Annotated in this window: 21 protein-coding genes; 11 read left to right on the top strand and 10 right to left on the bottom strand. The window is 69.2% G+C overall.

Going from position 1 to position 24,110, the window contains the following annotated elements; genetic code table 11:
* The first annotated feature begins 71 nt into the window (after positions 1-71).
* Together gshA and ACQZ13_RS06565 are read left to right on the top strand one after the other, a co-directional pair.
* Positions 72-1,538, top strand: coding sequence for a glutamate--cysteine ligase (gene gshA / locus ACQZ13_RS06570; RefSeq protein WP_431053151.1), 1,467 nt, complete (start codon positions 72-74; stop codon positions 1,536-1,538).
* 92 nt (positions 1,539-1,630) lie between these two features.
* Positions 1,631-2,737: a DUF3626 domain-containing protein gene (locus ACQZ13_RS06565; protein WP_431050404.1), complete on the top strand. Its 1,107-nt coding sequence runs from the start codon at positions 1,631-1,633 to the stop codon at positions 2,735-2,737.
* A gap of 34 nt (positions 2,738-2,771) precedes the next feature.
* Here ACQZ13_RS06565 and ACQZ13_RS06560 read toward each other — a convergent pair whose 3' ends face one another.
* Positions 2,772-3,263, bottom strand: coding sequence for an acyl-CoA thioesterase (locus ACQZ13_RS06560; protein ID WP_088408444.1), 492 nt, complete (start codon positions 3,261-3,263; stop codon positions 2,772-2,774).
* A 148-nt stretch (positions 3,264-3,411) separates the two neighbouring features.
* Here ACQZ13_RS06560 and ACQZ13_RS06555 point away from each other — a divergent pair, with 148 nt between their 5' ends.
* From ACQZ13_RS06555 to fur, 5 genes are all read left to right on the top strand, one after another.
* On the top strand, positions 3,412-5,136 hold the full coding sequence (locus ACQZ13_RS06555) for an FAD-dependent oxidoreductase (protein WP_431050403.1): 1,725 nt from the start codon (positions 3,412-3,414) through the stop codon (positions 5,134-5,136).
* Between the two features lie 164 nt (positions 5,137-5,300).
* Positions 5,301-5,507, top strand: coding sequence for a hypothetical protein (locus ACQZ13_RS06550; RefSeq protein ID WP_431050402.1), 207 nt, complete (start codon positions 5,301-5,303; stop codon positions 5,505-5,507).
* A gap of 97 nt (positions 5,508-5,604) precedes the next feature.
* On the top strand, positions 5,605-7,851 hold the full coding sequence (locus tag ACQZ13_RS06545) for a TonB-dependent receptor (RefSeq protein ID WP_431050401.1): 2,247 nt from the start codon (positions 5,605-5,607) through the stop codon (positions 7,849-7,851).
* Between the two features lie 13 nt (positions 7,852-7,864).
* Positions 7,865-9,067, top strand: a complete 1,203-nt coding sequence (locus ACQZ13_RS06540; RefSeq protein ID WP_431053149.1) for a PepSY-associated TM helix domain-containing protein — start codon at positions 7,865-7,867, stop codon at positions 9,065-9,067.
* Positions 9,068-9,098: 31 nt separating this feature from the next.
* The gene (gene fur / locus ACQZ13_RS06535; RefSeq protein ID WP_088408448.1) at positions 9,099-9,560 is read left to right on the top strand and encodes a ferric iron uptake transcriptional regulator; all 462 of its coding nucleotides are present in this window, start codon (positions 9,099-9,101) and stop codon (positions 9,558-9,560) included.
* Between the two features lie 419 nt (positions 9,561-9,979).
* On the opposite strand, the gene ACQZ13_RS06530 is transcribed toward fur, so the two are convergent.
* Positions 9,980-10,921: a LysR family transcriptional regulator gene (locus ACQZ13_RS06530; protein WP_431050400.1), complete on the bottom strand. Its 942-nt coding sequence runs from the start codon at positions 10,919-10,921 to the stop codon at positions 9,980-9,982.
* 131 nt (positions 10,922-11,052) lie between these two features.
* Between ACQZ13_RS06530 and ACQZ13_RS06525 the strand changes: the two genes are divergently transcribed.
* Positions 11,053-11,946: an aldo/keto reductase family oxidoreductase gene (locus ACQZ13_RS06525; protein WP_431050399.1), complete on the top strand. Its 894-nt coding sequence runs from the start codon at positions 11,053-11,055 to the stop codon at positions 11,944-11,946.
* A 103-nt stretch (positions 11,947-12,049) separates the two neighbouring features.
* Here ACQZ13_RS06525 and ACQZ13_RS06520 read toward each other — a convergent pair whose 3' ends face one another.
* From ACQZ13_RS06520 to ACQZ13_RS06485, 8 genes are all read right to left on the bottom strand, one after another.
* Positions 12,050-12,961: an NAD(P)-dependent oxidoreductase gene (locus ACQZ13_RS06520; RefSeq protein ID WP_431053147.1), complete on the bottom strand. Its 912-nt coding sequence runs from the start codon at positions 12,959-12,961 to the stop codon at positions 12,050-12,052.
* Between the two features lie 308 nt (positions 12,962-13,269).
* On the bottom strand, positions 13,270-13,908 hold the full coding sequence (locus ACQZ13_RS06515) for a glutathione S-transferase family protein (protein ID WP_431050398.1): 639 nt from the start codon (positions 13,906-13,908) through the stop codon (positions 13,270-13,272).
* Positions 13,909-13,943: 35 nt separating this feature from the next.
* Positions 13,944-14,777 carry a phosphonoacetaldehyde hydrolase gene (gene phnX / locus ACQZ13_RS06510; protein WP_431050397.1) on the bottom strand — a complete coding sequence of 278 codons (834 nt, stop codon included), beginning with the start codon at positions 14,775-14,777 and terminating at the stop codon, positions 13,944-13,946.
* On the bottom strand, positions 14,774-15,922 hold the full coding sequence (gene psrA / locus ACQZ13_RS06505; protein WP_431050396.1) for an iron-containing alcohol dehydrogenase PsrA: 1,149 nt from the start codon (positions 15,920-15,922) through the stop codon (positions 14,774-14,776). Before psrA ends, phnX begins: the two co-directional genes overlap by 4 nt.
* On the bottom strand, positions 15,894-16,751 hold the full coding sequence (phnE, locus tag ACQZ13_RS06500; protein WP_431050395.1) for a phosphonate ABC transporter, permease protein PhnE: 858 nt from the start codon (positions 16,749-16,751) through the stop codon (positions 15,894-15,896). The genes psrA and phnE overlap by 29 nt, the downstream gene beginning before the upstream one ends.
* On the bottom strand, positions 16,739-17,557 hold the full coding sequence (gene phnC / locus ACQZ13_RS06495) for a phosphonate ABC transporter ATP-binding protein (RefSeq protein ID WP_431050394.1): 819 nt from the start codon (positions 17,555-17,557) through the stop codon (positions 16,739-16,741). Before phnC ends, phnE begins: the two co-directional genes overlap by 13 nt.
* A complete protein-coding gene (phnD, locus tag ACQZ13_RS06490) occupies positions 17,554-18,459 on the bottom strand; it encodes a phosphonate ABC transporter substrate-binding protein (RefSeq protein ID WP_431050393.1) in 906 nt (301 codons plus the stop codon). Before phnD ends, phnC begins: the two co-directional genes overlap by 4 nt.
* Positions 18,460-18,610: 151 nt before the next feature.
* Positions 18,611-19,834 (bottom strand): alkaline phosphatase family protein, encoded by a 1,224-nt coding sequence (locus ACQZ13_RS06485; RefSeq protein WP_431050392.1) that lies wholly within the window; start codon positions 19,832-19,834, stop codon positions 18,611-18,613.
* A 125-nt stretch (positions 19,835-19,959) separates the two neighbouring features.
* Between ACQZ13_RS06485 and ACQZ13_RS06480 the strand changes: the two genes are divergently transcribed.
* From ACQZ13_RS06480 to ACQZ13_RS06470, 3 genes are all read left to right on the top strand, one after another.
* Complete coding sequence (locus ACQZ13_RS06480; RefSeq protein WP_431050391.1) at positions 19,960-20,826, top strand: LysR substrate-binding domain-containing protein; 867 nt, start codon at positions 19,960-19,962, stop codon at positions 20,824-20,826.
* Positions 20,827-20,952: 126 nt separating this feature from the next.
* Entirely contained in the window at positions 20,953-22,680 is a 1,728-nt protein-coding gene (locus ACQZ13_RS06475; RefSeq protein ID WP_088408458.1) for an ABC transporter permease, read from the top strand.
* A 54-nt stretch (positions 22,681-22,734) separates the two neighbouring features.
* Complete coding sequence (locus ACQZ13_RS06470) at positions 22,735-24,060, top strand: nitrate/sulfonate/bicarbonate ABC transporter ATP-binding protein (protein ID WP_431050390.1); 1,326 nt, start codon at positions 22,735-22,737, stop codon at positions 24,058-24,060.
* Positions 24,061-24,110 lie beyond the last annotated feature (50 nt).

Below are 24,110 nucleotides of genomic sequence, written 5' to 3'. Positions count from 1 at the left end.
TGAACGAGGAGCGGCATTTGAACGATTGGTTGAAGCGACTGGAGGCCCTGGATCCGGCCCGTCTGGCGGGCATGCGCCGCGGCGTGGAGAAGGAAAGCCTGCGCGCGCAACCGAGCGGCGGCTCCCTGGCGCTGACGCCGCATCCGACGGCGCTCGGTTCCGCGCTGACGCATGAAACCGTCACGACCGACTTCAGCGAATCGCAGCTGGAGCTGATCACCGGCGTGCATCCGACCGCCGAGGACTGCGAACGCCAGCTCACCGAGATCCACCAGGCCGTCTACCGCTGTCTGGGCAACGAGTTGATGTGGGCGTCGAGCATGCCCTGCCTGCTGCCCGCCGACGAGACCATCCCGATCGGCCGTTACGGCGCCTCCAACATCGGCCGCGCCAAGAGCGTCTACCGCATGGGCCTGGGCCACCGCTACGGCCGGCGCATGCAGACGATTTCCGGCATCCACTACAACTGGTCGATGCCGGGTCTGGACAACGCGGACCACTTTGCGCTGATCCGCAACTTCCGCCGCCATTCCTTCCTGCTGCTGACGCTGTTCGGCGCCTCGCCGGCGCTGTGCGCGAGCTTCGTCGCCGGCCGCGAGCACGGCCTGCAGCCGCTGGTCGACGGCACGCTGCACATGCCCTACGGCACCTCGCTGCGCATGGGCCGGCTCGGCTACCAGAGCGACGCGCAGGCGTCGCTGGCGGTCAGCTACAACAGCATCGACGGTTATGCCGCCTCGCTGCAGGACGCGCTGACGCGGCCGTACGCCGCCTATGAGAAGGTCGGCGTCGTCAATCCGGGCGGCGAGTACAACCAGCTGTCGACCACGCTGCTGCAGATCGAGAACGAGTTCTACGGCACGATCCGCCCCAAGCGCACGATCCGCTCGGGCGAACGCCCGTTGCACGCGCTGCGCGAGCGCGGCGTCGAGTACATCGAGGTCCGCTGCATGGACCTGGACCCGTTCGAACCGGTCGGCATCGCGGCGAGCACGATGCGCTTCCTCGACCTCTTCCTGCTGCATTGCTGGCTGACCGACAGCCCGAACGACACGCCGGAAGAGCTGGGCGCGCTGGCGCGCAACCAGCATCGCACCGCCTCCGCAGGCCGCGAACCCGGCCTGAAGCTGGAGCGCCGCGGCGGCGAGGTCTCGCTGCGCGACTGGGGCCGCGAGCTGCTGGCCGAATTCGCACCGATCGCCCACAAGGTGGACGCGACGCTGGGCGGCTCCCTGTACCGCGAGGCGCTCGCGCAGGCGGTCGAACGCTGGGACGATCCGGATCAGCTGCCGTCGGCCCGCGTGCTGGCGGCGATGCGCGCGCAGCACGCGTCCTCGCACCTGGCCTTCGTCGCGGCGCAGTCCGAAGCCTCCCGCCGCCATGTGCTGGAGCAGCCGCTACCCGACGGCCTGATGACGCGCTTCGACCAGTCGGCGCGCGCCTCGCTGGAAGCGCAGGCCGCGATCGAGGCGGCGGACACCATCGACTTCGAGACCTTCCGGCAGCAGTACCTCGATCCCGCGCAACTGCGCGGATGACGGTATTGCCGGGAAGCGTACGGTTGCATCACGCCAGCGCACCGATGCGGTCCGCTTGACCACTGAGGGGGACTTTCCGATCCCTCTCAGCCATGCCGCCGATTCACACCACTGCCCCGTCATCGCCCTCGCCGATCTCCGACCCACCCGATGGAGATACTGAGTGCGGCGACTTCGTTCTTGTCGATGTCGAACCGACCGTCGACGACTTCGTCTGGGTGGACGACGGCCCTACCCCTCGACCGCTGGCGTTCCGCCCGCCGGAAGACCTCACGCCGGAGCAGCGCGAACAGCTCGGCGAGCAGTTCCGGGCGCAGGCGCTGGACCATGTCCGTCAGGATTGCGAACGCACGGTCGAGGCGGACTGGCGCGCGGCCTCACGCCGCCTTCGCGGCCGCGCCGGCGGCGCCGCGCAGGCCGAAGCGTTGCTGGACCGCGTGGTGTCCCGGCTGCAGGCGTCGCGCCTGACCATCAACTTCCGTGCGGAACGGCTCCTCGGGTCGGAGTGGTTCAAGCGGGGCGAGTATCTGAACTGCTTTGCCCTCGGCGAATCGCCCGGTCAGCCTCCGGGCTATTCGGTGGGTCGAGCGCAGATGGAGGAGCACGCGCTGGGCATGCGGCGCGCGTTGAACGGCAGTCCGCTCCGCCAGTACGGCCGCTTCGAATCGGACTCCGACGCCACACGGCGACAGCGCTGGTTCCAGCCCAGCAGCCGACCGCTGTACGCGGCGCTGGACTTCCTCGATGGCCCGCGTGGCGGTGCGCGGCACTATGGCGGGTCTTTCCTGGTCCTCGCCGATCACATGAAGGACATCGCCACCTTCACGCCGGTGGACAGCTTCGCCACCCGCTTCCTGCGCGATGCCGTCACGCCGGACAAGGTGTGCACCTCGAAGCACTTTCCCCGTCTGGTGGCCCACGCACAGGAAGACCGCATCGGCTACAACTGCCTGAAGCACCTGTGCAGGGCGGCGGACGGCCTGCCCGGACCGATCCCGGCGGGCTACGGCTCAGGCGGTGCGAACAACTACATCGAGGCCCAGATCTACGGACGCATCCGGTTCGATCGGGATGTGAAGGAGATCCATGTCAGTCGCGCCGAGTTGGACTCGCTTCCGCCCGCCCGCCGGGCAAGCCTCATCGAGACCCTGAAAGAGGCCAACCAGACGATGGGCCGGCGCTTCTACCTCATCGACTGAAGGACACGACCGGGACGGTCGACGCGACCGACGTTCACCCCGGCAGCGACGAACTGCGCAACTCGTCGTGGCGCTTCTGCAACTCCTGGCGCAGCTTCTTGCGCTCCAGCGCCGCTTCCCAGCGGCGCTTCTCGTCGGGCGTCGACGGCGTGCGCGGGGGCACCGGGACGGGGCGCCCGTCCTCGCCCACCGCCACCATCGTGAAGAAGCAGCTGTTGGCGTGGCGCACCACCTGGTCGCGGATGTTCTCGGTGACGACCTTGATGCCGATCTCCATCGACGAGGTGCCCGCGTAGTTCACCGACGCCAGGAAGCTGACCAGTTCCCCGACGTGGATCGGCTGGCGGAACATCACCTGGTCCACCGACAGCGTCACCGTATAGCGACCCGCGTACCGGCTGGCGCAGGCGTAGGCGACCTGGTCGAGCAGCTTCAGGATGGTGCCGCCGTGCACGTTGCCGGAGAAGTTGGCCATGTCCGGCGTCATCAGCACCGTCATGGTGAGTTGGTGGGAAGGCAGGTCCATGGCGCGGGATCCGGCGTCGGATCGTGGAGTGGGGAAGTGGCCGCCATGGTGCCAGAGTCCGGGGGATGAAGACGGGGGACCCGCAGGTCCCTCTTCCGGCGCTTGCCGCTGACACGGGCGTCGGTTAGGGTGCGCGCAAGGAGATTCCATGGTCCAGGTCCAGCAGCCCAGCATCGTCGACACGCGCGGTGCCCAGATGTTCCCCGCGCTCGGGGTCGCCGACATCGCGCGCGTCGCGCGATTCGGCCGGTTCCGGCGCTATGCCCAGGGCGAGTGGGTCGTGCGCGCCGGCGACAGCGGCATGGGCATGATCCTGATCCTCAGCGGCGAGATCACCGTGTCGCAGCGCGACAGCCTCGGCCACGTGACGCCCATCCACCGGCACGGGCCCGGCGGCTTCCTGGGCGAGGTCGGCCAGCTCAGCGGCCGGCCCTCCTTCATCGACGCGATCGCCGAGACCGAGGTCGAGGCCGTCGACGTCAGCCCGCCGCAGCTGCGCGCGCTGCTGATCGGCGAGGCCGACCTGGGCGAACGCCTGACGCGCGCCTTCATCCTGCGCCGCGTCGGCCTGATCGAGGCCGGCGCCAGCGGCGCGACGCTGATCGGCCGCGGCAAGTCCGCGCCGGTGATGCGCCTGCGCAGCTTCCTGGGCCGCAACGGCTACCCGCACCAGCAGCTGGAACCCGACCAGAACGAGGACGCCAAGGCGCTCGCCGACCAGTACATGACCGACGGCGTGCAGATGCTGGTCATCTGCCCCGGCGGCGAGGTGCTGGTCGATCCGACCGACGACGAGGTCGCGCGCTGCATGGGCATCGTCGACATGCGCGAGCGCACCGAGCTCTACGACGTCGCCATCATCGGCGCGGGCCCGGCGGGCCTGTCGTCGGCGGTGTACGCGGCCTCGGAAGGACTGTCGGTGCTGGTGCTGGACTGCCGCTCGTTCGGCGGCCAGGCCGGGGCCAGCTCGCGCATCGAGAACTACCTCGGCTTCCCGACCGGCATCTCCGGCCAGGCGCTGGCGGGCAGAGCCTTCGTCCAGGCCCAGAAGTTCGGCGCGGACATGCTGATCCCCGCCAAGGTCACCGAGATGAGCTGCGAGCGCCAGGGCATGGAGGACGAACTCCATCTGTCGCTGGAGGACGGCCGCAAGGTACGCGCCCGCACCGCGGTCATCGCCACCGGCGCGCGCTACCGCCGTCCGGAGATCGACGCGCTGACGCGCTTCGAAGGCCGCGGCGTCTGGTACTGGGCCTCGCCGATCGAGGCCCGCATCTGCAGCCGGCAGACGGTGGTCATCGTCGGCGGCGGGAACTCGGCGGGACAGGCGGCGGTGTTCCTCTCCAACCACGCGGCCAAGGTCATCATGCTGATCCGCGGTCCGGGACTGGCGGCGACGATGTCGCGCTACCTGATCGACCGCATCCAGGGCACGGCCAACATCGAACTGCAGCCGCACCAGGAGCTCAAGGAACTCGAAGGCGGCGACGCGCTCGAAGCGGTGACCTGGCGCGACCGTCGCAACGGCCAGGAGAAGCGCCTCGCGCTGCAGCACCTGTTCATGTTCATCGGCGCCGAGCCGGAAACCGGCGTGATCGCCGAATGCGGACTGGAACTCGACCAGGCCGGCTTCATCATCACGGGCCGCGCCTGCGCCTGCCCGCTGTCCGAGTACAAGCCGGAGCCGCTGGAATCCAGCATCCCCGGCGTGTTCGCGGTCGGCGACGTGCGGTCGGGCTCGGTGAAGCGCGTCGGCGGCGCGATCGGCGAAGGCGCGCAGGTCGTCGCCAGCATCCACCAGTACCTGGCCCGCCAGGACGCGGCGCGCGCCGAACGCCTCAACCCAGCCGCCGTGGCCCGCGCGACGGTGTAAGGCCCAAGGGGCGACGCCCCTCCCTCCGTTTTCCCTCGCCGCCCCGCCCCGCCGGGGCGGCAGCGCTTTCATTTCCTCCCCGATCCACGGTGGCGCCTGCCACGCCAAGCGGCGCTTCGCCATAGAATGCGAATCGTTGTTATTTGCAAACTGGACGCCGTCCGATGCTGTCTCCCGATTCCCGCCGTGAATCCCGCCGTGAATCCCGCCGTCTCTGGACCTGGCCGATCGCGCTGGGCGTGCTCAGCACCTCCGGCCTGCTGACCGCGCTGGTCTCCGACGAGTGGGGCGACGCCTGGTCCTGGGTCGGCCTGGGCGTGCCGGTGGCCGTCATCGCCTGGTACGCCTGGCGTCCGCAGAAGGCGCGCTGAGCGCCTCGCCTCGTCCCTTACCGCTTTTGCAGCCGCTCCCTGGCCGCTCCCCAGCCGTTTTCGCTCCCAAGAAGAACTCCCGCAAGGTCCCCGTCCCATGAATCACCTCTCCCTGCGCCCGTTGGCGCTCGCCATCGCCCTCGGTCTGTCCGGCCTCGCCGCCCCCGTCGCCTTCGCCCAGGAGGCCCAGCAGAAGGACGCCAGCAAGGACGAGAACAAGGACGGCGGCCCGTCCCAGCTGCCGGCCGTGACCGTCAGCGCCACCGCGGACAAGCAGGGCCTGTCCAAGGCCTACGCAGGCGGCCAGGTCGCGCGCGGCGGCCGCGCCGGCATCCTGGGCACCAAGGACAACATGGAGACGCCGTTCTCCATCACCGCCTACACCAACGAGCTGATCCAGGACCGCCAGGCCAAGAGCGTGGCCGAGGTGCTCCAGAACGACCCGGGCGTGCGCGCCGCCCGCGGCTTCGGCAACTTCCAGGAGGCCTACTTCATCCGCGGCTTCATCCTGAATTCGGACGACGTCGCCTACAACGGCCTCTACAGCCTGCTGCCGCGCCAGTACATCGCGTCGGAGCTGTTCGAGCGCGTCGAGGTGCTGCGCGGTGCGTCCGCCTTCCTGATGGGCGCGAGCCCCAGCGGCAGCGGCATCGGCGGCAACATCAGCCTGCTGCCCAAGCGGGCGCCGGTGGAACCGCTGACGCGCCTGACGGTGAACACGGGCAGCGGCGGCTCGGGCGGCGCGGCGGTGGACGTGGCGCGCCGTTTCGGTCCGGACAAGGCGACGGGCGTGCGCTTCAACGCCGCCTACCGCGACGGCGGCACCGCCGTCGATGACGAGAAGGCCAAGACCAGCGTGGTCGCCGTGGGCCTGGACTGGCGCAGCCGCGACGTCCGCCTGAGCGCCGACCTCGGCTGGCAGGACAACCAGCTCACCCGCACGCGCCCGAGCGTCACCGTCCAGGGTCTGTCGGCGATGCCGTCGGTGCCGGACAACAAGGCCAACTTCGCGCAGCCGTGGACCTTCTCCAACGAGCGCGACACCTTCGGCACGCTGCGCGGCGAGTGGGACCTGACCGACACCGTCACCGCCTGGGCCGCCTACGGTGCGCGCCGCAGCAAGGAAGAGAACCGCCTGGCCGGCCTGACCGTCACCAACGCCGCCACCGGCGCGGGCACCTACTACCGCTTCGACAACGGCCGCAAGGACAGCGTCGACACCGCCGAAGCCGGCGTGCGCGGCAAGTTCCGCACCGGTGCGGTCGGCCACGAGTGGGTGGTCTCCGCCTCGATCTTCTCGCTGGACACCAAGAACGGCTACGCGATGGACTTCGGCAACCTGCTGCCGACCAACCTCTACAGCCCGACCTCCGATCCGCTGCCGGTCTTCTCGCCCGGCGTCTACATCGGCAACAGCGTGGACGATCCGCGCCTGAACACGCGCGTGCGCAACCGCAGCGTCGCCGTCGGCGACACGCTGTCGATGTTCGACGACACCTTCCTGCTGACGCTCGGCCTGCGCCATCAGACGCTCAAGCAGGACAGCATCTCGCCGCGCGTGCAGTGGAACTTCAACGGCGCGGACTTCGGCACGCCGGGCGGCGTGGTCACGACCTACGACCAGAGCAAGACCAGCCCGGTCGTCGGCGCGGTCTACCGCTTCACGAAGCAGCTGTCGGTCTACGGCAACTACATCGAGGGCCTGAACAAGGGCGACAGCCTGGCCGCGCAGGACGGCCTGCCGGCCCGCGACCTGGCGCCCTACCAGTCCAAGCAGAAGGAAGTCGGCGTCAAGTACGACGGCGGCCGGCTGGGATTCGGCGCCGCGTACTTCACGACGGACAAGCCGCGCGCGGTGCTGGCGCAGAACGTCGCGCAGGGCGAGGACCGCCATCGCGGCATCGAGCTGAACGCCTTCGGCGAAGCCACGCGCGACGTGAAGGTCCTGGGCGGCCTGACCTGGCTGGACGCCAAGCAGCACGGCACCGGCCTGGCCGACACCGAGGGCAAGTACACGCTGGGCATCCCCCGCATCCAGGCCAACCTCGGCACGGAATGGGAAGTCCGCGCGTTGCAGGGCCTGGCGCTGGACGCCCGCGTGGTCCACACCGGCAAGGCCTACGCCGACAGCGCCAACCGGCTGACCGTGCCGGCCTGGACGCGCCTGGACGCCGGCGCGCGCTACCTGTTCGAGGTCCAGGGCACGCTGCTGACGCTGCGCGCGCGGATCGACAACGTCACCAACCGCAAGTACTGGGCCTCGGCCGGCGGCTATCCCGACCAGAGCTACCTGGTGGTCGGCCAGCCACGCAGCTTCAACCTGAGCCTGGCCGCGGACTTCTGAGGACACGACGATGCTGAGCTCGCGCGCCATCCGGGTCTGGACCTGGCTCCACAAGTGGACCAGCCTGGTCTGCACGCTGTTCATGCTGCTGCTGTGCCTGACCGGCCTGCCGCTGATCTTCCATCACGAGATCGGCCACCTGCTCGGCGACGAGATCGAGGCCCCGGAGCTGCCCGCCGCGATGGACAAGCAGCGCGTGTCGCTGGACGTGATGGCCAAGGCGGCCAACGCGGTGCATCCGACGATGGTGATCCAGTTCGCCGGCGAGAACGAGGACGATCCCCGCCTGTGGTGGTTCACGCTCGCGCCGACGCCGGCACCGACCGACCAGTTCAAGTCGGTCGCCGTCGACGCGCGCACCGGCCTGGCGGTGCGCGAGTACCGCATCGGCGAAGGCTTCATGGACCTGATGTTCCGGCTGCACGTGGACATGTTCGCGGGCCTGCCGGGCAAGCTCTTCCTCGGGCTGATGGGCCTGCTGCTGCTGATCGCGCTGGTCAGCGGCGTGGTGCTCTACGCGCCGTTCATGCGCAAGCTCGACTTCGGCGCGGTGCGCAAGGACCGCTCGACGCGCGTGAAGTGGCTGGACCTGCACAACCTGATCGGCATCGTCACGCTGGTGTGGTGCTTCGTCGTCGGCGCGACCGGGATGATCAACACCTGGGCGGAACTGCTGGTGCAGTACTGGCAGTACGACAAGGTCACCGCGCTGCTGGCGCCCTACAAGGACCAGCCGCTGCTGACCGCCGCCGAGCGCGCACCGCTGCAGGACTCGATGAACACGGCGATGCAGGTCGGCGCGCAGCGCAAGGTCTCGTTCATCGCCTTCCCGGGGACCTCGTTCTCCAGCCCGCATCACAACACCTTCTTCCTGAAGGGCACGACGCCGCTGACCTCCAAGCTGCTGCAGCCGCTGCTGATCGACGCGAAGACCTCGCAGCTGACGGCCGCGCCGGAACTGCCGTGGTACCTGACGGCGCTGCTGGTGTCGCAGCCGCTGCACTTCGGCGACTACGGCGGCATGCCGATGAAGATCCTCTGGGCGCTGCTGGACGTGGCGACCATCGTGATCCTCGGCAGCGGCCTCTACCTGTGGCTGCGCAAGCCGCAGGGGGCCAGGAAAGCCAGGAAGGGATCGAAGGGCGCGACCTCGGCCTCCGCGGATGCCGACGACGAGCCCGGCGACGCCAAGAATCCCGAAACCGCGGCCGCCTGATCGCCAGTCCGCACGATCACACTCACCGCACATGCCTGATTCGAACAAGCCCGACTCCCCCAAGCACCAGATCGAGAGCCTGCAATCCAGCGGCCTGAAGGCCACGCTGCCGCGCATCAAGGTGCTGCAGATCTTCGAGCAGTCGGACCAACGCCACCTCAGCGCCGAAGACGTCTACCGCCAGCTGCTGCTGGAGGGCGCGGACATCGGGCTGGCGACCGTGTACCGGGTGCTGATGCAGTTCGTGGAGGCGGGGCTGCTGGCGCGCCAGCATTTCGAATCCGGCAAGGCCGTGTTCGAGCTCAACTCCGCGCAGCACCATGACCACATGGTGTGCCTGGCCTGCGGCCGGGTGGAGGAGTTCTACGACGCCGGCATCGAGCAGCGCCAGAAGGAGATCGCCGAGGAGCGCGGCTACGAGCTGGTCGAGCATGCGCTCGCGCTGTACGGGCTGTGCTCGAACCCGGAGTGCCGGGCGAAGCGGAATCGCTGAGCAACCGTTGAGGGGAATCGCTGAACCCGAAGCGGCCGGTCAGCAGGCCGTGGCGGGACGCGCACAATCCGGCGCTTCCCGGTTGACTACTGTATGGGCATACAGTAAATTTCCATCCATCGCAGCCAACCCGGCTGTAGCAGGAGATGGTCATGCAGATGCTCAAGCAAACGGTCTGGTCTTCGTTGAACAACGCGGATGCCTGGGTGGTCTGCATCGGCGTGATGTCCTGCCTCGGACTGGCGACGGGCTTGCTCGGCTGAGAGCTTAGCTCAGCCTGGCGAATCCTTCGCCTCCAGCGTTCCGTTCGCGGAGCCAGGGTCCCCTCCCGAGGGGACCTTTGTTTTCAGTGCCTTTCAGTTCTCAAAGCTTTCGTCCGCTCGACTTGAGCAACGCCTGACCCCGGTCCTGGACGTTGCTCAAGCGGCGGACTTTTTTTGTCCGCTCGTTCCATCGTGTCCGGCGTCGACTTGCCCTTCCTTCACGAAGTCGACGAAGGCGCGCAGCGGCGCCGGCAGGTAGCGCCGGCCCGGATAGTAGAGGAAGGGGCCGCTGAAGGACACCCACCAGTCCTCGAGCACCGGGACGAGCGCGCCGCTCTCCAGGTGCGGACGCACCCAATCCTCGAAGGTCTGGATGACGCCGCAGCCGTGAACCGCCGCGTCGATCGCCAGGTCCAGGCCGCCGCCGAGGCGCACGATCATCGGACCGTCGGGATCGACGGTGACGGCCTCGCCGTCGCGTTGGAACTCATACGCCGGCATCGTGCCGCTCGGGAAGCGCCCCCGCAGGCAGCGGTGCGCGAGCAGGTCACGCGGATGCGCCGGCTGGCCATGTTCGGCGAGATAGCCCGGGGAGGCCGCCGTGGCCAGACGCTGCGTCCGCGGGCCGATCGGCACGGCGATCATGTCCTGCTCCAGGCGCTCCTCGTAGCGGATGCCGGCGTCGCAGCCCGCGGCGAGCACGTCGACGAAGCTCTCCTCGACGGTGATGTCGAGCTTGATGTCCGGGTACGCCTTCAAGAAGGCGGGAACGATCTGCGGCAGCACGAGCCGCGCGGCGCTCGCCGGCACGTTGAGCCGCAGCGTCCCGGCCGGGCGCTCGCGAAAGCCGTTGACGACATCGAGCGCGGCTTCGACTTCGCCCAGCGCTGGCCCGAGCCGGTCCAACAGCCGGGCGCCGGCTTCGGTCGGCGCGACGCTGCGGGTGCTCCGGTGCAGCAGCCGGACGCCCAGCTTCGCCTCCAGCCGCCGCACCGCCTCGCTCAGCCCGGAAGGGCTCAGGCCGGACTGCCGCGAGGCCTCCCGGAAGCCGCCGGATCGCGCCACGGCGAGGAAGGCCGAGAGATCGCCAAGTTCCATCCCACTGTCCTTGATTCCGCACAGCCCGTGCAGATTCGATCCACTTATCGTACGACGGCCCGCTGCCTACAGTCCTTTCACGACGTCGCCGACCTCGCCGACCTCCCCGCCATCACATCGAAGGACACCCCATGAGCAGCACTTCCTCCCGCCCCCTGGCGCAAGCCGGTTCATTCAAGCTGGGCACCCGCACGGTGACGCGCATCGGCTACGGCGCGATGCAGCTGGCCGGACCGGGCGTCTTCGGTCCGCCGAAGGACCGCGCCGCCGCCGTCGCCGTGTTGCGTGAAGCCGTCGCGCTGGGCGTCGACCACATCGACACCAGCGACTTCTACGGCCCGCACGTGACCAACCAGATCATTCGCGAAGCGCTCCATCCGTACCGGGACGACCTCACGATCGTCACCAAGGTCGGCGCCCGGCGCGGCGACGACGCGTCCTGGCTGCCCGCCCAGTCGGAGGAGGCGCTGACGCAGCAGGTCCACGACAACCTGCGCCACCTGGGGCTGGACGTCCTCGATGTGGTGAACCTGCGCAGCATGATCGACGTCCACGGACCGGCCGAAGGCTCCCTGGAACCCCAGCTGACCGCGCTGGCGAAACTGCAGGGGTCAGGTCTGATCCGCCACATCGGGTTGAGCAACGTGACGGCGCGTCAGGTGGCCGATGCTCGCAAGATCGTCGACATCGTCTGCGTGCAGAACCAGTACAACCTCGCGCACCGCAACGACGACGCGCTCCTCGACCAGTTGGCCGGCCAAGGCATCGCCTACGTCCCGTTCTTCCCGCTCGGCGGCTTCTCGCCGCTGCAGTCGGAAACGCTGTCGGCCGTCGCCGCCGAACTGGGCGCAACATCGATGCAGGTGGCGCTCGCCTGGCTGCTGCAGCGGTCGACCAACCTGGTGCTCATCCCGGGCACCTCGTCCGTCGACCATCTGCGGCAGAACCTTCAAGCCGCTTCACTGACGCTGCCGGCCGACGCCGTGCGCCAGCTCGATGCAATGACGTCCGTCGACAGCCATTGAGACTGCCATCGCCAAGCGCGGGCTCTCCGCACCGCAAGGGGCATCCCTCCGGGAACCCCTAGCAGTACTCCGGCCCCACGGAGAGCCGGGCGCTCGCATTTGCTCAGAGCGGCGTCAGCACCGGCTCACCAGCTTCCCAGCGGCGGGCGTTCTCGAGGAACAGGTCGACCGTGGCCTGGACCGACTCCGGCGACCAGCCGGCGATGTGCGGCGTGAGGATCACGTTCGGGAAGGCGAGCAGCGCCTCCGGCGGCTTGGGCTCGGATTCATAGACATCCAGCGCGGCGCCGCCGAGCTCGCCAGCGGCGAGCGCTGCCGCCAGCGCGGCCGTGTCGACCAGACTGCCCCGGGCGATGTTGACGACGTGGCCCTGCGGGCCAAGCGCCTTCAGCACTTCGGCATTGACGATGTGCTTGGTGGCAGGACCGCCGGGTGCCGCGACGATGAGGAAGTCCGCCCAGTGGGCCAGGTCGAGCGCCGAGCCGAAATACTGGCAGCCCTGCGAGTCGTTGCGCTCGCGGCGGTTGTGATAACCGACCTCCATGTCGAAGGCCAGCGCGCGCCTGGCGATGCGCAGACCGATCGTGCCCATGCCGAGGATGCCGAGCTTGCGTCCGTTGACGCTGGGGCGCAGCGGCAGCACGTCGCGCCAGAGCCCGGCGCGCAGCGCCTGCTCCTGCTGCGGCAGCGCGCGCACGGAAGCGAGCAGCAGCGCCATCGCATGGTCGGCGACGCACGAATCGTTGGTGCCCGCGCCGTTCCACAGCGTGAGGCCGCGCGCCTTGGCGGCGGCGAGGTCGATCGCCTCGTAGCCCGCACCCTGCGCGGCAGCGGCGCGCAGCTTCGGCATCGCGTCGATCTCGTCGGCGCGCAGGCCGACGGCGCCGATGGTCAGGACGATCTCGATGTCGGCGCCGTGTTCGGCGACGGCCTTCGCGCGGGCCTCGGGCGTCGGCGCGTAGATCACGTCATACCGCGCGCGGAACTGCGACAGATGCTCTTCCGCCGTCGGCATCAGGACGAGGAGTCGGCGCGGAGCACCGGACGAGGGACTGGCGGACGAAGGGTTGGCGGACACGGCGACCTCATGAGGCTGGGAGTTCGCCGTCGATGATAGGAGCGCGCCTCTACGCAGACCCCAGAGCGCGAACGCGCTTCGCACGACGTCAAGTCCTTCTTCGGCCGCTGGCCCTCACCCCCACCCTCTCCCGCAAGCGGGAGAGGGAGCCACCCCAGTGCTCCTGCTCCGACGGGCTCGGTGCATTTTCACTCCCTCTCCCGCTTGCGGGAGAGGGTGGGGGTGAGGGCCAGCGGCGATGGGAGTCACTCGTCGTCAAGCGGGAAACGCACCGCCCAGAAGTCCTGCAGTCGCGGGTCCGCATCGACACGTCGCACGACAGGCGACATCGTCGGCGCGACTTCGTAGAAGCGTTCGCGCCAGGGCCCGAAACGCGACACGACCGCCACATACAGGTCCAGTACCGACAGCTCGTCACCCAGCAGGTATTGGCCGGGCGTCATCTGCGCGTCCATGACGCCCCAGCAGAACGCGATGCGGTCGTGGACCGCGTCCACCACCTGGTCACGCTGATCGGGCCGGGCGCCGATGCGGGTCACGTCCGGCTTGATCCAATGCAGCGAGTAGATCGCCGACGACACGAACACCATCCAGCGCAGGAACTCCGCCCGCCGCGGATCGTCGACCGGAGGGGCCAGCCGCGCCTGCGGATGAGTGTCGGCGAGGTGGATCAAGATCGCGGCACTTTCGGTCATCACGCGCCCCGCGTCGTCGACCAGCGTCGGGATCTGCCGCATCGGGTTGGCCGCGCCGACGCGCACGCGGGCGGCCTCGGCCTCCCAGGTCGCACCCTCGATCAGGTCGACCTCGATGCCGAGCAGCGTCAACGCCGCCTCCACCGCCGTCGAGCCGGAGGCGGCCGATCCGAAAAGAGTCCAACCCATGCGCATGTCCCGAAGTGGTCAGCGCATTGAACCACTCACGGACGCTCGCCGCGCGCCATCCTCGCGTCGATCTCGAGGAGCGCCTTCGGCAGCTGCGCCACCGAATCGATCACCAGATGCGCGCCTGCCGCGTTCAGCCGCTGCGCGGCGATGGCGCGCTTCGCCTCGACCTCGGCGTCCGGCAACGCCTGAAGCTGCGCAAGCGTCAGACCCGTCTCGTTGCCCGACAGGCTCAGTCCGATGGTCCACATGCCGGCGCGGCGGCCTTCCTCGATGCCGGGTGTCGTGTCGTCCACCTTCACGCAGGCGCGCACGTCGCCGATACCGAGCGCCAGCACGTTCGCCAGCGCCATGAACGGCCCCGGACGGCCGCCGGCGGCGAGCTCGTCGCCCGCGACGACGTGGTCCGCCGCGATGCCGTCGGCCTTCGCTTGCGGCAGCAGCACATCCAGCACCTGCCGCGGATACCCGGAGCACGAGCCGATCTTCAGCCCCGCACGACGCAGCGCGGCCAGCATCTCGACCGCACCGGGAATCGGCTGCGAGTACTGGCCGACCTTCTCGATCTGCATCGGCATGAAGCGCTCGTAGATCGCGTCGACGTCGGCGTCGGTCGACGGACGTCCGAAGCGCGCCCGCCATTGCGCCTGCAGCGATGCGTCCTCCAGCAGCGTGCGGATGTGATCGCGCTTGGACAGGCCCATCGGACCGCGCGCCTCGTCCAGCGTCAGCGCGATGCCGAAGGTTGCGAACGCGTCGACGAAGATCTGTGTCGGCGCCAGCGATCCGTGGTCGACCAGCGTGCCGGCCCAGTCGAAGATGACGGCCTGGAGATGCGGGACCCGGAGTTCAGGAGTGGACGTGTTCATGCGTAGGCCTTGATGAAGTTGCGACCGCGCGGACCGCGCAGCGCCTGCTCGACGCGGGCGTCCCAGTCGGCGGGCGGGATGCCGTAGTCGGCGGGATCGGTTGAGACGCCGAGCGCGGCGAGGAAGCGCTCCAGCGCGGCGACCGCGCCGTCGGCATCGGTCGCTTCGAAGATGGCCAACAGCTGCGCGTCGAGCGCCGCATCGCGGCCGAAGGCCAGCCGCATCACGCGCGGGAGGCTGAACGAGCAGGCGATGCCGTGCGCGGTGCCGTGCGTCAGCGTGATGTCGTAGGACAGCGAATGGGCCAGCGCCGTTTTCGTGTTGGAGAACGCCATGCCCGCCTGCAGCGCGGCGACGGCGAGCGCCTCGCGCAGGTCGAGCCGGCGCGGCTCCCGCAACAGCGCGGGCAGGGTCGCGACGATGGCGCGCGCGGCGTCCGCCGCGAGGCTGGACGACACCGGGTTGCGATGCACGTTCCACAACGACTCCAGCGCGTGGGACAGCGCGTCCAGGCCGCTCGCCAGCGTGGCGCCCGCTGGCAGGCTGACCATCAGCGACGGATCGACGATCGCCGCTTCCGGCCAGGTCCACGGCAGATGCAGCGAATGCTTGCGGGAGCGTTCCGCATCCCACAGCGTGGCCCAGGGCGTGACCTCGCTGCCGGTGCCTGCGGTCGTCGGGATCGCGATCAGCGCGCGATGTGGACCGTCGGCCGGCAGCGGCGCCGCCTTCGGATCGATGAGATGGTCGAGCAGTTCGTCGAAGCGGCCCGACGGCGTCGCGGTGAGCATCGCCTTCGCCGCGTCGATGCTGCTGCCGCCGCCCAGCGCGATCACGCAACGCGCGCCGCCGTGCTCGCGCCAGAGGCGCTCGTACATGGGCGCCAGCCAGCGGACATCAGGGTTCGGGCGGATGTCGGTCTCCACCGCCACGAGACGGTCGCCGAGCATCGCCCTCACCCGCCCGACCATCCCCAGCGGCTCCGCTTCCGGGAAGGCGACCAGCAGCGCATCGCGTTGACCGACCAGTTCGGGCAGCCGCTCCAGCGCGCCGATGCCGGCCCGCACGTCGACCGGGTTGTGAAACTTCCAGACGTTCACGTCGTTGTCCTCGTTCTCAATGCCGACCACTGTCTTGAATCGCACGACGAAGCCGGCTCGACACGAAGTCCGCGGCGACCACCATGACGGTGATGACGATGATGCAGGTGGCCGTCTCGGGGTACTTGAACAGCTTGAGGCTGCCCACGAGCTCGAAACCCAGTCCGCCCGCGCCCACCATGCCGAGCACCGTCGCCGAGCGCAGGTTGACCTCGAAGCGGTACAGCACGACAGCGATCCACGCGGTGACCACCTGCGGCAGCACGCCGAAGACGATCACCTGCAGCGGCCGGGCGCCGGTGGCGCGCAGCGCCTCCAGCGGGCCCTGGTCGATCTCCTCGATCGCTTCGGCGAAGAACTTGCCGAGCATCCCCGCGCCGTGCACGGCGAGCGCCAGCACGCCGGGGAACGGCCCCAGCCCCACCGCCGACACGAACACCAGCGCGAGGATCAGCTCGTTGATGCTGCGCGTGACGTTCAGACCCTGGCGCGTCAGCTGGTACAGCCAGCGCGGCCCCTGCAGGTTGCGCGCCGCGAGGAAGGACACCGGCACCGCCGCCAGCGCGCCCAGCAGCGTGCCCCAGACCGCGATCTGGATCGTCTCCAGCGCCGGCGCCCACAGCCGGTCGAGGATGCGCCAGTCCGGCGGCCAGGTGCGGCCCAGGAAGTCGGCGATCTGCGGCAGGCCGTTCGCGAGCTCCGTCGGGCTGAGCTGCGCGCCGGCGGCGCTCCATTGCAGCGCCCAGAGGCCCAGCACCATTGCGGCCAGCAGCCTGGTCCAGCCGCCCGGCGTCGTCGGCAGGCCGACCAGCCAGCGGAAACGGTCGGCCGCACGGTCGGCCGCGGCGCGGTCGACGGCATTCATCGTTGGCATGCGGATTTCCTTTTGTCCTCGACGATCACGGGCTCGATGAGCTGCAGTCCGGCGTGGCCGGGACGGCCGGCGCCGCCGGCGTACAGCTCGTTGAGCTCGGCCTCGGTGAGCTCGCCCGGCAGCCGGTCGAACAGGACCCGACCCTGCGACAGGCCCACGATGCGGTCGCCGAATTCCTTCGCGTAGTCGACCTGGTGGAGGTTGCAGACGACGGTGATGCCGAGCTCGCGGCAGGCCTGCTTCAGGTAGCCGAGCGCCTGCCGCGCGGTGTGCGGATCCAGGCTCGCGACCGGCTCGTCGGCGAGGATCACCTGCGGGCGCTGCGCCAGCGCGCGGGCGATGCCCACGCGCTGCATCTGGCCGCCGGACAGCGAGTCGGTGCGCGCGTCCGCCTTGTCGGCGAGGCCGACGCGGTCCAGGCACTCCAGCGCCAGCGCGACGTCCGCGGCGCGGAACAGCTGCAGCACCGAACTCCATGTCGACACGGCGCCGAGCCGGCCCGTCAGCACGTTCTTCACCACGCTCAGACGCGGCACCACGTGGTGATGCTGGAACACCATCGCGACGCGGCGTCGCAGCTCGCGCAGGTCCGCCGCGCGCGTCCCGGCGATCACATCCAGCCCGGCGATCGTCATCGCGCCGGCGTCGGGTTGGGCCAGCCGGTTCATGCAACGCAGCAGCGTGGACTTGCCCGCGCCGGACGGCCCGAGCACGACGAGGAACTCGCCCGCCTTCGCCTCCAGGTCCACGCCGCGCAGCACGGCGTTGTCGCCGAAGCGCTTGGTGACGCCGCGCAGCGCGATCACTTCATGCTCCGCAGGTCGAGCTTGAGCACCTTGGCCGTGTCGCGCACGACGTCGTAAGCGGCGTCGCTGGTCGGCTGGAAGCCGTTGAGCACGCCCTGGTCGCCCCACTTCACGTCCTTGAGGTTGGCCAGCGCCTTGGCGATCTTCTCCTTCAACACGGGATCGAGGTCCTTGCGCCAGACCATCGGCGACTCGGGAATCGGCTTGGACGACCACAGCACGACGAAGTCGTCCTGCTTCACCGTGCCCTTGGCGACGGCGCTGGCGAAGATGCGGTCCGCGACGGCGGCCGCGTCCACCTTCCTGTTGGCGACGGCCAGGATGCTGGCGTCATGCGAGCCCGAGAACAGCACGCGGCCGAACAGCGCGTCCGGGTCGTAACCCGCCTGCTGCAGACCGGCCTTGGGGAACAGATGGCCGGAGGCGGAGCTCGGATCGACGAACGCGAAGTTCTTGCCCTTGAGCTCGGCGACCGTGTGCACGCCGCTGTCCTTGCGGGCGAGGATCACGCTCTTGTAAGCGCTCTGGCCGGTCTTCTTGGTGACAGCGACGGAGAAGGCCTCGACGTTCGCGACCGAGCTGGCCAGCACGTACGAGAACGGACCGAGGTAGGCCACGTCCAGCTTCTTCGATCGCAGCGCCTCGATGACGCCGTTGTAGTCGGTGGCGACGAAGGGCTTCACCGTCATGCCGAGCTGCTGCTGCAGCGCGTCCAGCACCTGGCGGCTGGATTCGATCATCGCCTGCGAGTCCTCGGCCGGGATCAGGCCGATCGTCAGCGTCTGCTGCTGGGCGGACGAGACCGCCGGCAGCCCCGCCGCCGCAGCGACGACGGCGGTCAGGACGGCGCGGCGGAGAACGGAGGAGCGGAGGACCTTGGGGGCGTGGGGCACGTGGCGCATGGCGGCATCCAGGGGGAGTGGTGAGCGGATGCCGTCACTCTATGAATCCAACATGACAGGACGTCCATCGACGCCATGTTGAATTCACGACCCAACCATTCATTCGATCTATGAATTGGACGGCCGCCGGCACGCCTCCGGCGGCGCGCGCTCACCGCCGTCCGCAGGCGGGGTGCTTCGTCCCCGCGGTGTCGTTCGGCAAGCCCAGGAAGTCGAGCACATGCGGTGTGAGCGCGTCGGTCTGCGGCATCGGCGCGCCGGTCAGATCACCTTGGCAATAGGCCGGCTTGGACGGATTGCGATAGCGGTTGGTGAGGACCAGCGCGGCGTCGCGTTCGCCCGCGCTCTGGCCGCCGTGACCGCTGCCGGTGCCGCCGTGGTCGGAGACCACGACGATCAGCCACTCTTCCTCGGCGTAGGTCGGCCGGGCCGCGAGCGCGTCCAGCACCTGCTGGATCTGGGCGTCCTCGCCCGCGATCTTGGACTGGTAGTTGGCGTTGAGCGGCTCGTAGCTGGCGGCGTGGATGTCGACGTTGTGCAGGTAGGAGAAGATCGCCGTGGGCGGATTCGTCCAGGACAGCCAGCCCTTGACGGCGTCGGTCGCCTGCTGCGAGTTCTTGGCCGCGTTCGCCACCACAAAGTCGGCCCCCGCGGGCTTCAGGTTGCCGGTGATGTTGGCCCAATCGCCCACGACCGCGACGGTGGCCGTCGGATAGGCCGACTTGATGCGGTCGAACAGATGCGGCTTGCGCAGTGGCAAGGCGATGTCGTTGCTGGTGACGCCGTGCTGGTCGGCCCAGAAGCCGGTGAACAGCGTGCCCCAGCCCGGACCGCTGAGCGTCGCCTGCGAGCCGCCCGCGAGCACGTTGCCGTGGAAGGCGCCGCTGCCGGCCAGCGCGCTCAGGGCGGGCGTCGTGGCGCACCCGGCGCAGAACAGCGCATCGCCGCGCAGGCCGTCCATCCCGATCACGAGCACATGACGGCGGCCGTAGGGTCCGGTGATCGGGTTGGGCACGCCCGGGCCCGGGACCAGCGAGTAATGGTCATAGGGATTGCCGGCGTAGTCGGTCTTCAGGCCGCCGACGTCGGCCGCGCGCTTGTCGCTGAGGTCGCACTGCTGGGCGTTCTTGTAAAAGTCGAAACTCACGCACCAGGTCTTGCGCGCGTCGTCCAGGCACGCGGCGGCGCAGGCTTGCGGCGTGACGCCGGTGAGGTGCTCGCGGTTGTGGCCCGAGATCGCGGCGTTGATCGTGCGGGTGAACGACGCCAGCGGCGACGGCGCGGTCTGGGCGCCGGCGGCGGGCCAGGCGGCCAGGCCGGCCAGACAGGCGAGGGCCGCGACCGCGCGTTTCATGGCGTGAAGGAACGATGTCATGGGGTTGTCTCCAGGCTCGACGAGCCGATTGATGGAAGGGCCCCGGCAGCGTAGGAATGTCACGTGACCGTCACTCGATCGAATCAATATCGCAAACCGCACGAAATCATCGAGAGTCTCTATACATGTCCGCTGCCAAGCTCCGCGCGTTCCTGGCCGTCGCCCGCCACGGCAGCTTCAGCGCCGCGGCGCGGGCGCTCGGGCTGTCGCAGCCGACGCTGACCACCCAGGTGCAGGGACTGGAGCAGCAGCACAAGGTGGAGCTCTTCCACCGCCGGGGTCACCGCATCGAGCTGACCAGCGTCGGCCATCAATTGCTGCCGATCGCGCGACAGCTGGCCGCGCTGGAGGTCGAGGCCTACAACCTGCTGCATGACTGCGGCGAGCTCACGCGCGGCCAGCTCAAGCTCGGCGCGGTCGGACCGTTCCACGTCATCGAGATGGTGGACGCCTATCGCCAGCGCTATCCGAAGGTGGACGTCTCGATCCGGCTGGGCAACTCGGCGCAGGTGTTCGGGGACCTGGAGAACTATGTGATCGACGTCGGCGTGCTGGCGCGATTCCACGACGCGCCGGGTTTCGAGACCATGGCTTACGCGCGGCACGCCATCATCCTGTTCGTCCATCTCGAACACCCGTTCGCGAAGCACGAGAGCGTGCCCTTGCAGGCGTTGGAGAACCAGCCGCTGCTGCAGCGCGAGGACGGGTCGAGCACGCGCCGCGCGCTCGAATCGGCGCTGCGCCAGGCGGGCATCGCGCCGCGTGTCGCGATGGAGATCGGCAGCCGCGAGGCGCTGCGGGAGGCGGCCGCGCGCGGCATCGGCATCGGGGTCGTCTCCGAGGCGGAGTTCATTCCCGACGCCCGGTTCCGCCCGGTGCGTATCGACGGCGATCCGGCCTACACCGAGACGCACATCTACTGCCTCAAGGAGCGTCGGGACAGCCTGCTGCTGAACTCGTTCTTCGACGTGGCGCAGACGCTCAGAGCCTGACAGACTCGGGCCAGAAACCGGACAGGTTTCTGAAGGCCCTTGCAGGCATCCTGCGCACCTTCGCGCGGGGGGCCTCTGGAGGCCGTCTGTCCTCTGGAATCCATGCAGAACGAGAAAGCCAAGCTCATGGACCGCCGCCAATTCTTCCCCCGTCCTGTCGTCGAGGCGGGCACCAACCGCTGGGACTGGGCGCTGCTGCCGCTGGTGCTGGCCCTGCTGGTGCTGCTGGCCTACGGCGCCGCGCAGATGGCGCGTCCGTTCGCGCTGGGCGATCCGTTGCCGCTGTCGCTGGATCCGTCCCACCTGCCCTACTACCTGCTGCGCACCAACCTGCGCATGCTGGCGGCGATGCTGCTGGCGCTGCTGTTCAGCGCGGTCTTCGCCGTGCTCGCCGCGAAGGTACGAGCTGCCGAGAAGGTCCTGGTGCCGATGCTCGACATCCTCCAGTCGATCCCCATCCTCGGGTTCCTGTCGATCACGGTGACCGGTTTCATCGCGCTCTTCCCCGGCAACCTGCTGGGTGTCGAGTGCGCGGCGATCTTCGCCATCTTCACCTCGCAGGCCTGGAACATGGCCTTCAGCCTGTACCAGTCGCTGCGCACCGTGCCGTCGGAGCTCGACGAGGCGGCTCGCGTGTTCCAGCTCTCCGGCTGGCAGCGTTTCTGGCGCCTGGAGCTGCCCTACGCGATGCCGGGCCTGCTGTGGAACATGATGATGTCGATGTCCGGCGGCTGGTTCTTCGTCGTGGCGTCGGAGGCGATCTCGGTCTCCGACCAGAGCATCAAGCTGCCCGGCGTCGGCTCCTACATCGCCATGGCGATCGAAGCCCGGGACCTCGGCGCCATCGGCTGGGCGATCGTCGCGATGCTCGTGGGCATCCTGCTCTACGACCAGCTCGTGTTCCGGCCGCTGGTCGCGTGGGCGGACAAGTTCCGCTTCGAGGACAGCGGCTCGGATGCCGCACCCAACTCTTGGATGCTCAACTGGCTGCGGCGCACTTCGTTCACGCGACGTTCGGCGGCCTGGCTGGTGGACCGGCTCGAAGGCAGCCTGGTGTGGTTCCGCCGGCACCACGACGGCACCTCGATCCGCGCAAGGCCGCGCATCGCCAGCGCCACGTGGACGCGCGCCTGGGACGCTGTGATCGCCGCGGCGGTGATGGTGGCGCTGTATCACCTGGTCCGCTTCGTCCACACCGAGGTCGGCTGGTCGGAGGCAGGCCATGTCTTCGGGCTCGGCCTGCTGACGCTGGTCCGCGTGCTCGTGCTGATCGCGCTGGCCGCGCTGGTTTGGGTGCCGGTGGGCATCTGGATCGGCATGAATCCGCGCTGGTCCGGCCGGCTGCAAGCGGTGGCGCAGTTCCTGGCGGCGTTCCCGGCGAACCTGCTGTTCCCGGTGGCCGTCGTGCTGATCGTGCGCTGGAAGCTCAACCCCGACGTGTGGCTGTCGCCGCTGATGATCTTCGGCACGCAGTGGTACCTGCTGTTCAACGTCATCGCGGGCGCGTCCAACATCCCCGCCGAGCTGCGCCATGCGGCCCGCAACCTGGGACTGAGCGGCTGGCTCAAGTGGCGGCGCTACCTGCTGCCGGCGGTGTTCCCCAGCTTCGTCACCGGCGCCATCACCGCCAGCGGCGGGTCCTGGAACGCCAGCATCGTCGCGGAGTACGTCTCCTGGGGCGACACCACGCTCAAGGCCCACGGCCTGGGCAGCTACATCGCGGAGATGACCGCGCGGGGCGACTTCCCGCGGATCGCGCTGGGCATCGGCGTGATGTGCATCTTCGTGATGGGCTTGAACCACTTCGTCTGGCGCCGCCTGTACCGGCTGGCCGAAGACCGCATGCACCTTTGAAGCATGCACCCAAGAAACATGCATCTGTGAACTGCGATCTGTGAGGAGAACGGCATGACCGCATCCATCATCGAACTCCACGGCGTGGGCAAGCGCTTCCGCTCGGCCGATGGTCATCCTCGTCCTGTGCTGGCGGACGTCGACTTCAATCTGCGCGAAGGCGAGATCGTCGCGCTGCTGGGCCAATCGGGCTCGGGCAAGAGCACGCTGCTGCGGATCATGGCCGGGCTGGTGCCGGCCGACGCGGGTCAGGTGCGGTATCGCGGCCAGCCGCTGTCCGGACCGGCGCGCGGCATCAGCATGGTGTTCCAGTCCTTCGCGCTGTTCCCGTGGCTGACGGTGCAGCAGAACGTCGAGATCGGGCTGGAGGCACGCGGCGTCGGCAAGGCCGAGCGCGAGGCCAAGGCGGAAGCGGCGATCGCGCTGATCGGCCTGAGCGGCTTCGAGGGCGCGTTGCCGCGCGAGCTGTCGGGCGGCATGCGGCAGCGGGTCGGCATCGCGCGGGCCCTGGTGACGGAGCCGGACGTGCTGCTGATGGACGAGGCGTTCTCCGCGCTGGATGTGCTGACCGGCGAGCGGCTGCGCGAGGACATCCTGGAGCTGTGGGACGGCGGGCACATGCCGACACGGGCGATGCTGGTGGTGTCGCACAACATCGAGGAGGCCGTGATGATGGCCGACCGGGTGCTGATCTTTGCGAGCGATCCGGGGAGGATCCGCTGCCAGTTGGCGGTGCAGCTGCCGCGGCCGCGTGACCCGGAGAGCGCAGATGTGCGCGCGTTGATCGATGAGGTCTATGCGCTGATGACGGCGGGCGCGGCGCGACCGTCGCGGGTTGCGGGTACGGTCGACGCGGCCGCGACGCCGGCGCCGCTGGCCGAGCGTCTGCCGGCGGCGGACGTGGCGCGGATGGATGGATTACTGGAGCTGCTCGCCGAGCCGCCTTTCGACGGCCGTGCGGACCTGCCGCAGCTGTGCGAAGAGGCGGGGCTGCCGGACTCGGAGCTGCTGCCGGTGGCGCATGCGCTGGCGCTGCTGGGGCTGGCGCAGCTCGACAGCGGGGATCTGCAGCTGACGCCGCTGGGGCGGCGGTATGTCGAAGGCACGCACGGGTTGCGGCGCGATCTCTTCGGCCAGCAGTTGATTGCGCACGTGCCGCTGATCGCGCACATCCGGCACAGCCTGGAGCAGGAGCCCAGCGGCGAGATGCCGGACAAGCCGGTGCTCAGATTGCTGAGCGAGCACCTCGACGACACCGAGGCGGATGCCGTCCTGCAGACGGCGGTGACGTGGGCGCGGCATGGCGAGGTGTTCGAGTACGACTACAACACCGGGGCGCTGCGGCTGCCGACGGGCGACGAGGAAACGGCGACGCGCTGAAGAGCGCTTCCGCACTGCCACCGCCGCTGGCCCTCACCCCTGCCCTCTCC

It is taken from the genome of Roseateles sp. L2-2 (assembly GCF_050613215.1).
Lineage (GTDB): Bacteria > Pseudomonadota > Gammaproteobacteria > Burkholderiales > Burkholderiaceae_C > Roseateles > Roseateles noduli.
The sequence above is the reverse complement of the archived record's forward strand: the minus strand, read 5'-3'. Positions and strand labels throughout refer to the sequence as shown.

What these genes read in the sequence shown, in the direction of transcription:
- gshA (WP_431053151.1), top strand. Translation starts at nt 72, where the DNA reads ATGCGCCGCGGCGTGGAGAAGGAAAGCCTGCGCGCGCAACCGAGCGGC.
- ACQZ13_RS06565 (WP_431050404.1), top strand. Translation starts at nt 1,631, where the DNA reads ATGCCGCCGATTCACACCACTGCCCCGTCATCGCCCTCGCCGATCTCC.
- ACQZ13_RS06560 (WP_088408444.1), bottom strand. Translation starts at nt 3,263, where the DNA reads ATGGACCTGCCTTCCCACCAACTCACCATGACGGTGCTGATGACGCCG.
- ACQZ13_RS06555 (WP_431050403.1), top strand. Translation starts at nt 3,412, where the DNA reads ATGGTCCAGGTCCAGCAGCCCAGCATCGTCGACACGCGCGGTGCCCAG.
- ACQZ13_RS06550 (WP_431050402.1), top strand. Translation starts at nt 5,301, where the DNA reads ATGCTGTCTCCCGATTCCCGCCGTGAATCCCGCCGTGAATCCCGCCGT.
- ACQZ13_RS06545 (WP_431050401.1), top strand. Translation starts at nt 5,605, where the DNA reads ATGAATCACCTCTCCCTGCGCCCGTTGGCGCTCGCCATCGCCCTCGGT.
- fur (WP_088408448.1), top strand. Translation starts at nt 9,099, where the DNA reads ATGCCTGATTCGAACAAGCCCGACTCCCCCAAGCACCAGATCGAGAGC.
- ACQZ13_RS06530 (WP_431050400.1), bottom strand. Translation starts at nt 10,921, where the DNA reads ATGGAACTTGGCGATCTCTCGGCCTTCCTCGCCGTGGCGCGATCCGGC.
- ACQZ13_RS06525 (WP_431050399.1), top strand. Translation starts at nt 11,053, where the DNA reads ATGAGCAGCACTTCCTCCCGCCCCCTGGCGCAAGCCGGTTCATTCAAG.
- ACQZ13_RS06520 (WP_431053147.1), bottom strand. Translation starts at nt 12,961, where the DNA reads ATGCCGACGGCGGAAGAGCATCTGTCGCAGTTCCGCGCGCGGTATGAC.
- ACQZ13_RS06515 (WP_431050398.1), bottom strand. Translation starts at nt 13,908, where the DNA reads ATGGGTTGGACTCTTTTCGGATCGGCCGCCTCCGGCTCGACGGCGGTG.
- phnX (WP_431050397.1), bottom strand. Translation starts at nt 14,777, where the DNA reads ATGAACACGTCCACTCCTGAACTCCGGGTCCCGCATCTCCAGGCCGTC.
- phnE (WP_431050395.1), bottom strand. Translation starts at nt 16,751, where the DNA reads ATGCCAACGATGAATGCCGTCGACCGCGCCGCGGCCGACCGTGCGGCC.
- phnD (WP_431050393.1), bottom strand. Translation starts at nt 18,459, where the DNA reads ATGCGCCACGTGCCCCACGCCCCCAAGGTCCTCCGCTCCTCCGTTCTC.
- ACQZ13_RS06485 (WP_431050392.1), bottom strand. Translation starts at nt 19,834, where the DNA reads ATGACATCGTTCCTTCACGCCATGAAACGCGCGGTCGCGGCCCTCGCC.
- ACQZ13_RS06480 (WP_431050391.1), top strand. Translation starts at nt 19,960, where the DNA reads ATGTCCGCTGCCAAGCTCCGCGCGTTCCTGGCCGTCGCCCGCCACGGC.
- ACQZ13_RS06475 (WP_088408458.1), top strand. Translation starts at nt 20,953, where the DNA reads ATGGACCGCCGCCAATTCTTCCCCCGTCCTGTCGTCGAGGCGGGCACC.
- ACQZ13_RS06470 (WP_431050390.1), top strand. Translation starts at nt 22,735, where the DNA reads ATGACCGCATCCATCATCGAACTCCACGGCGTGGGCAAGCGCTTCCGC.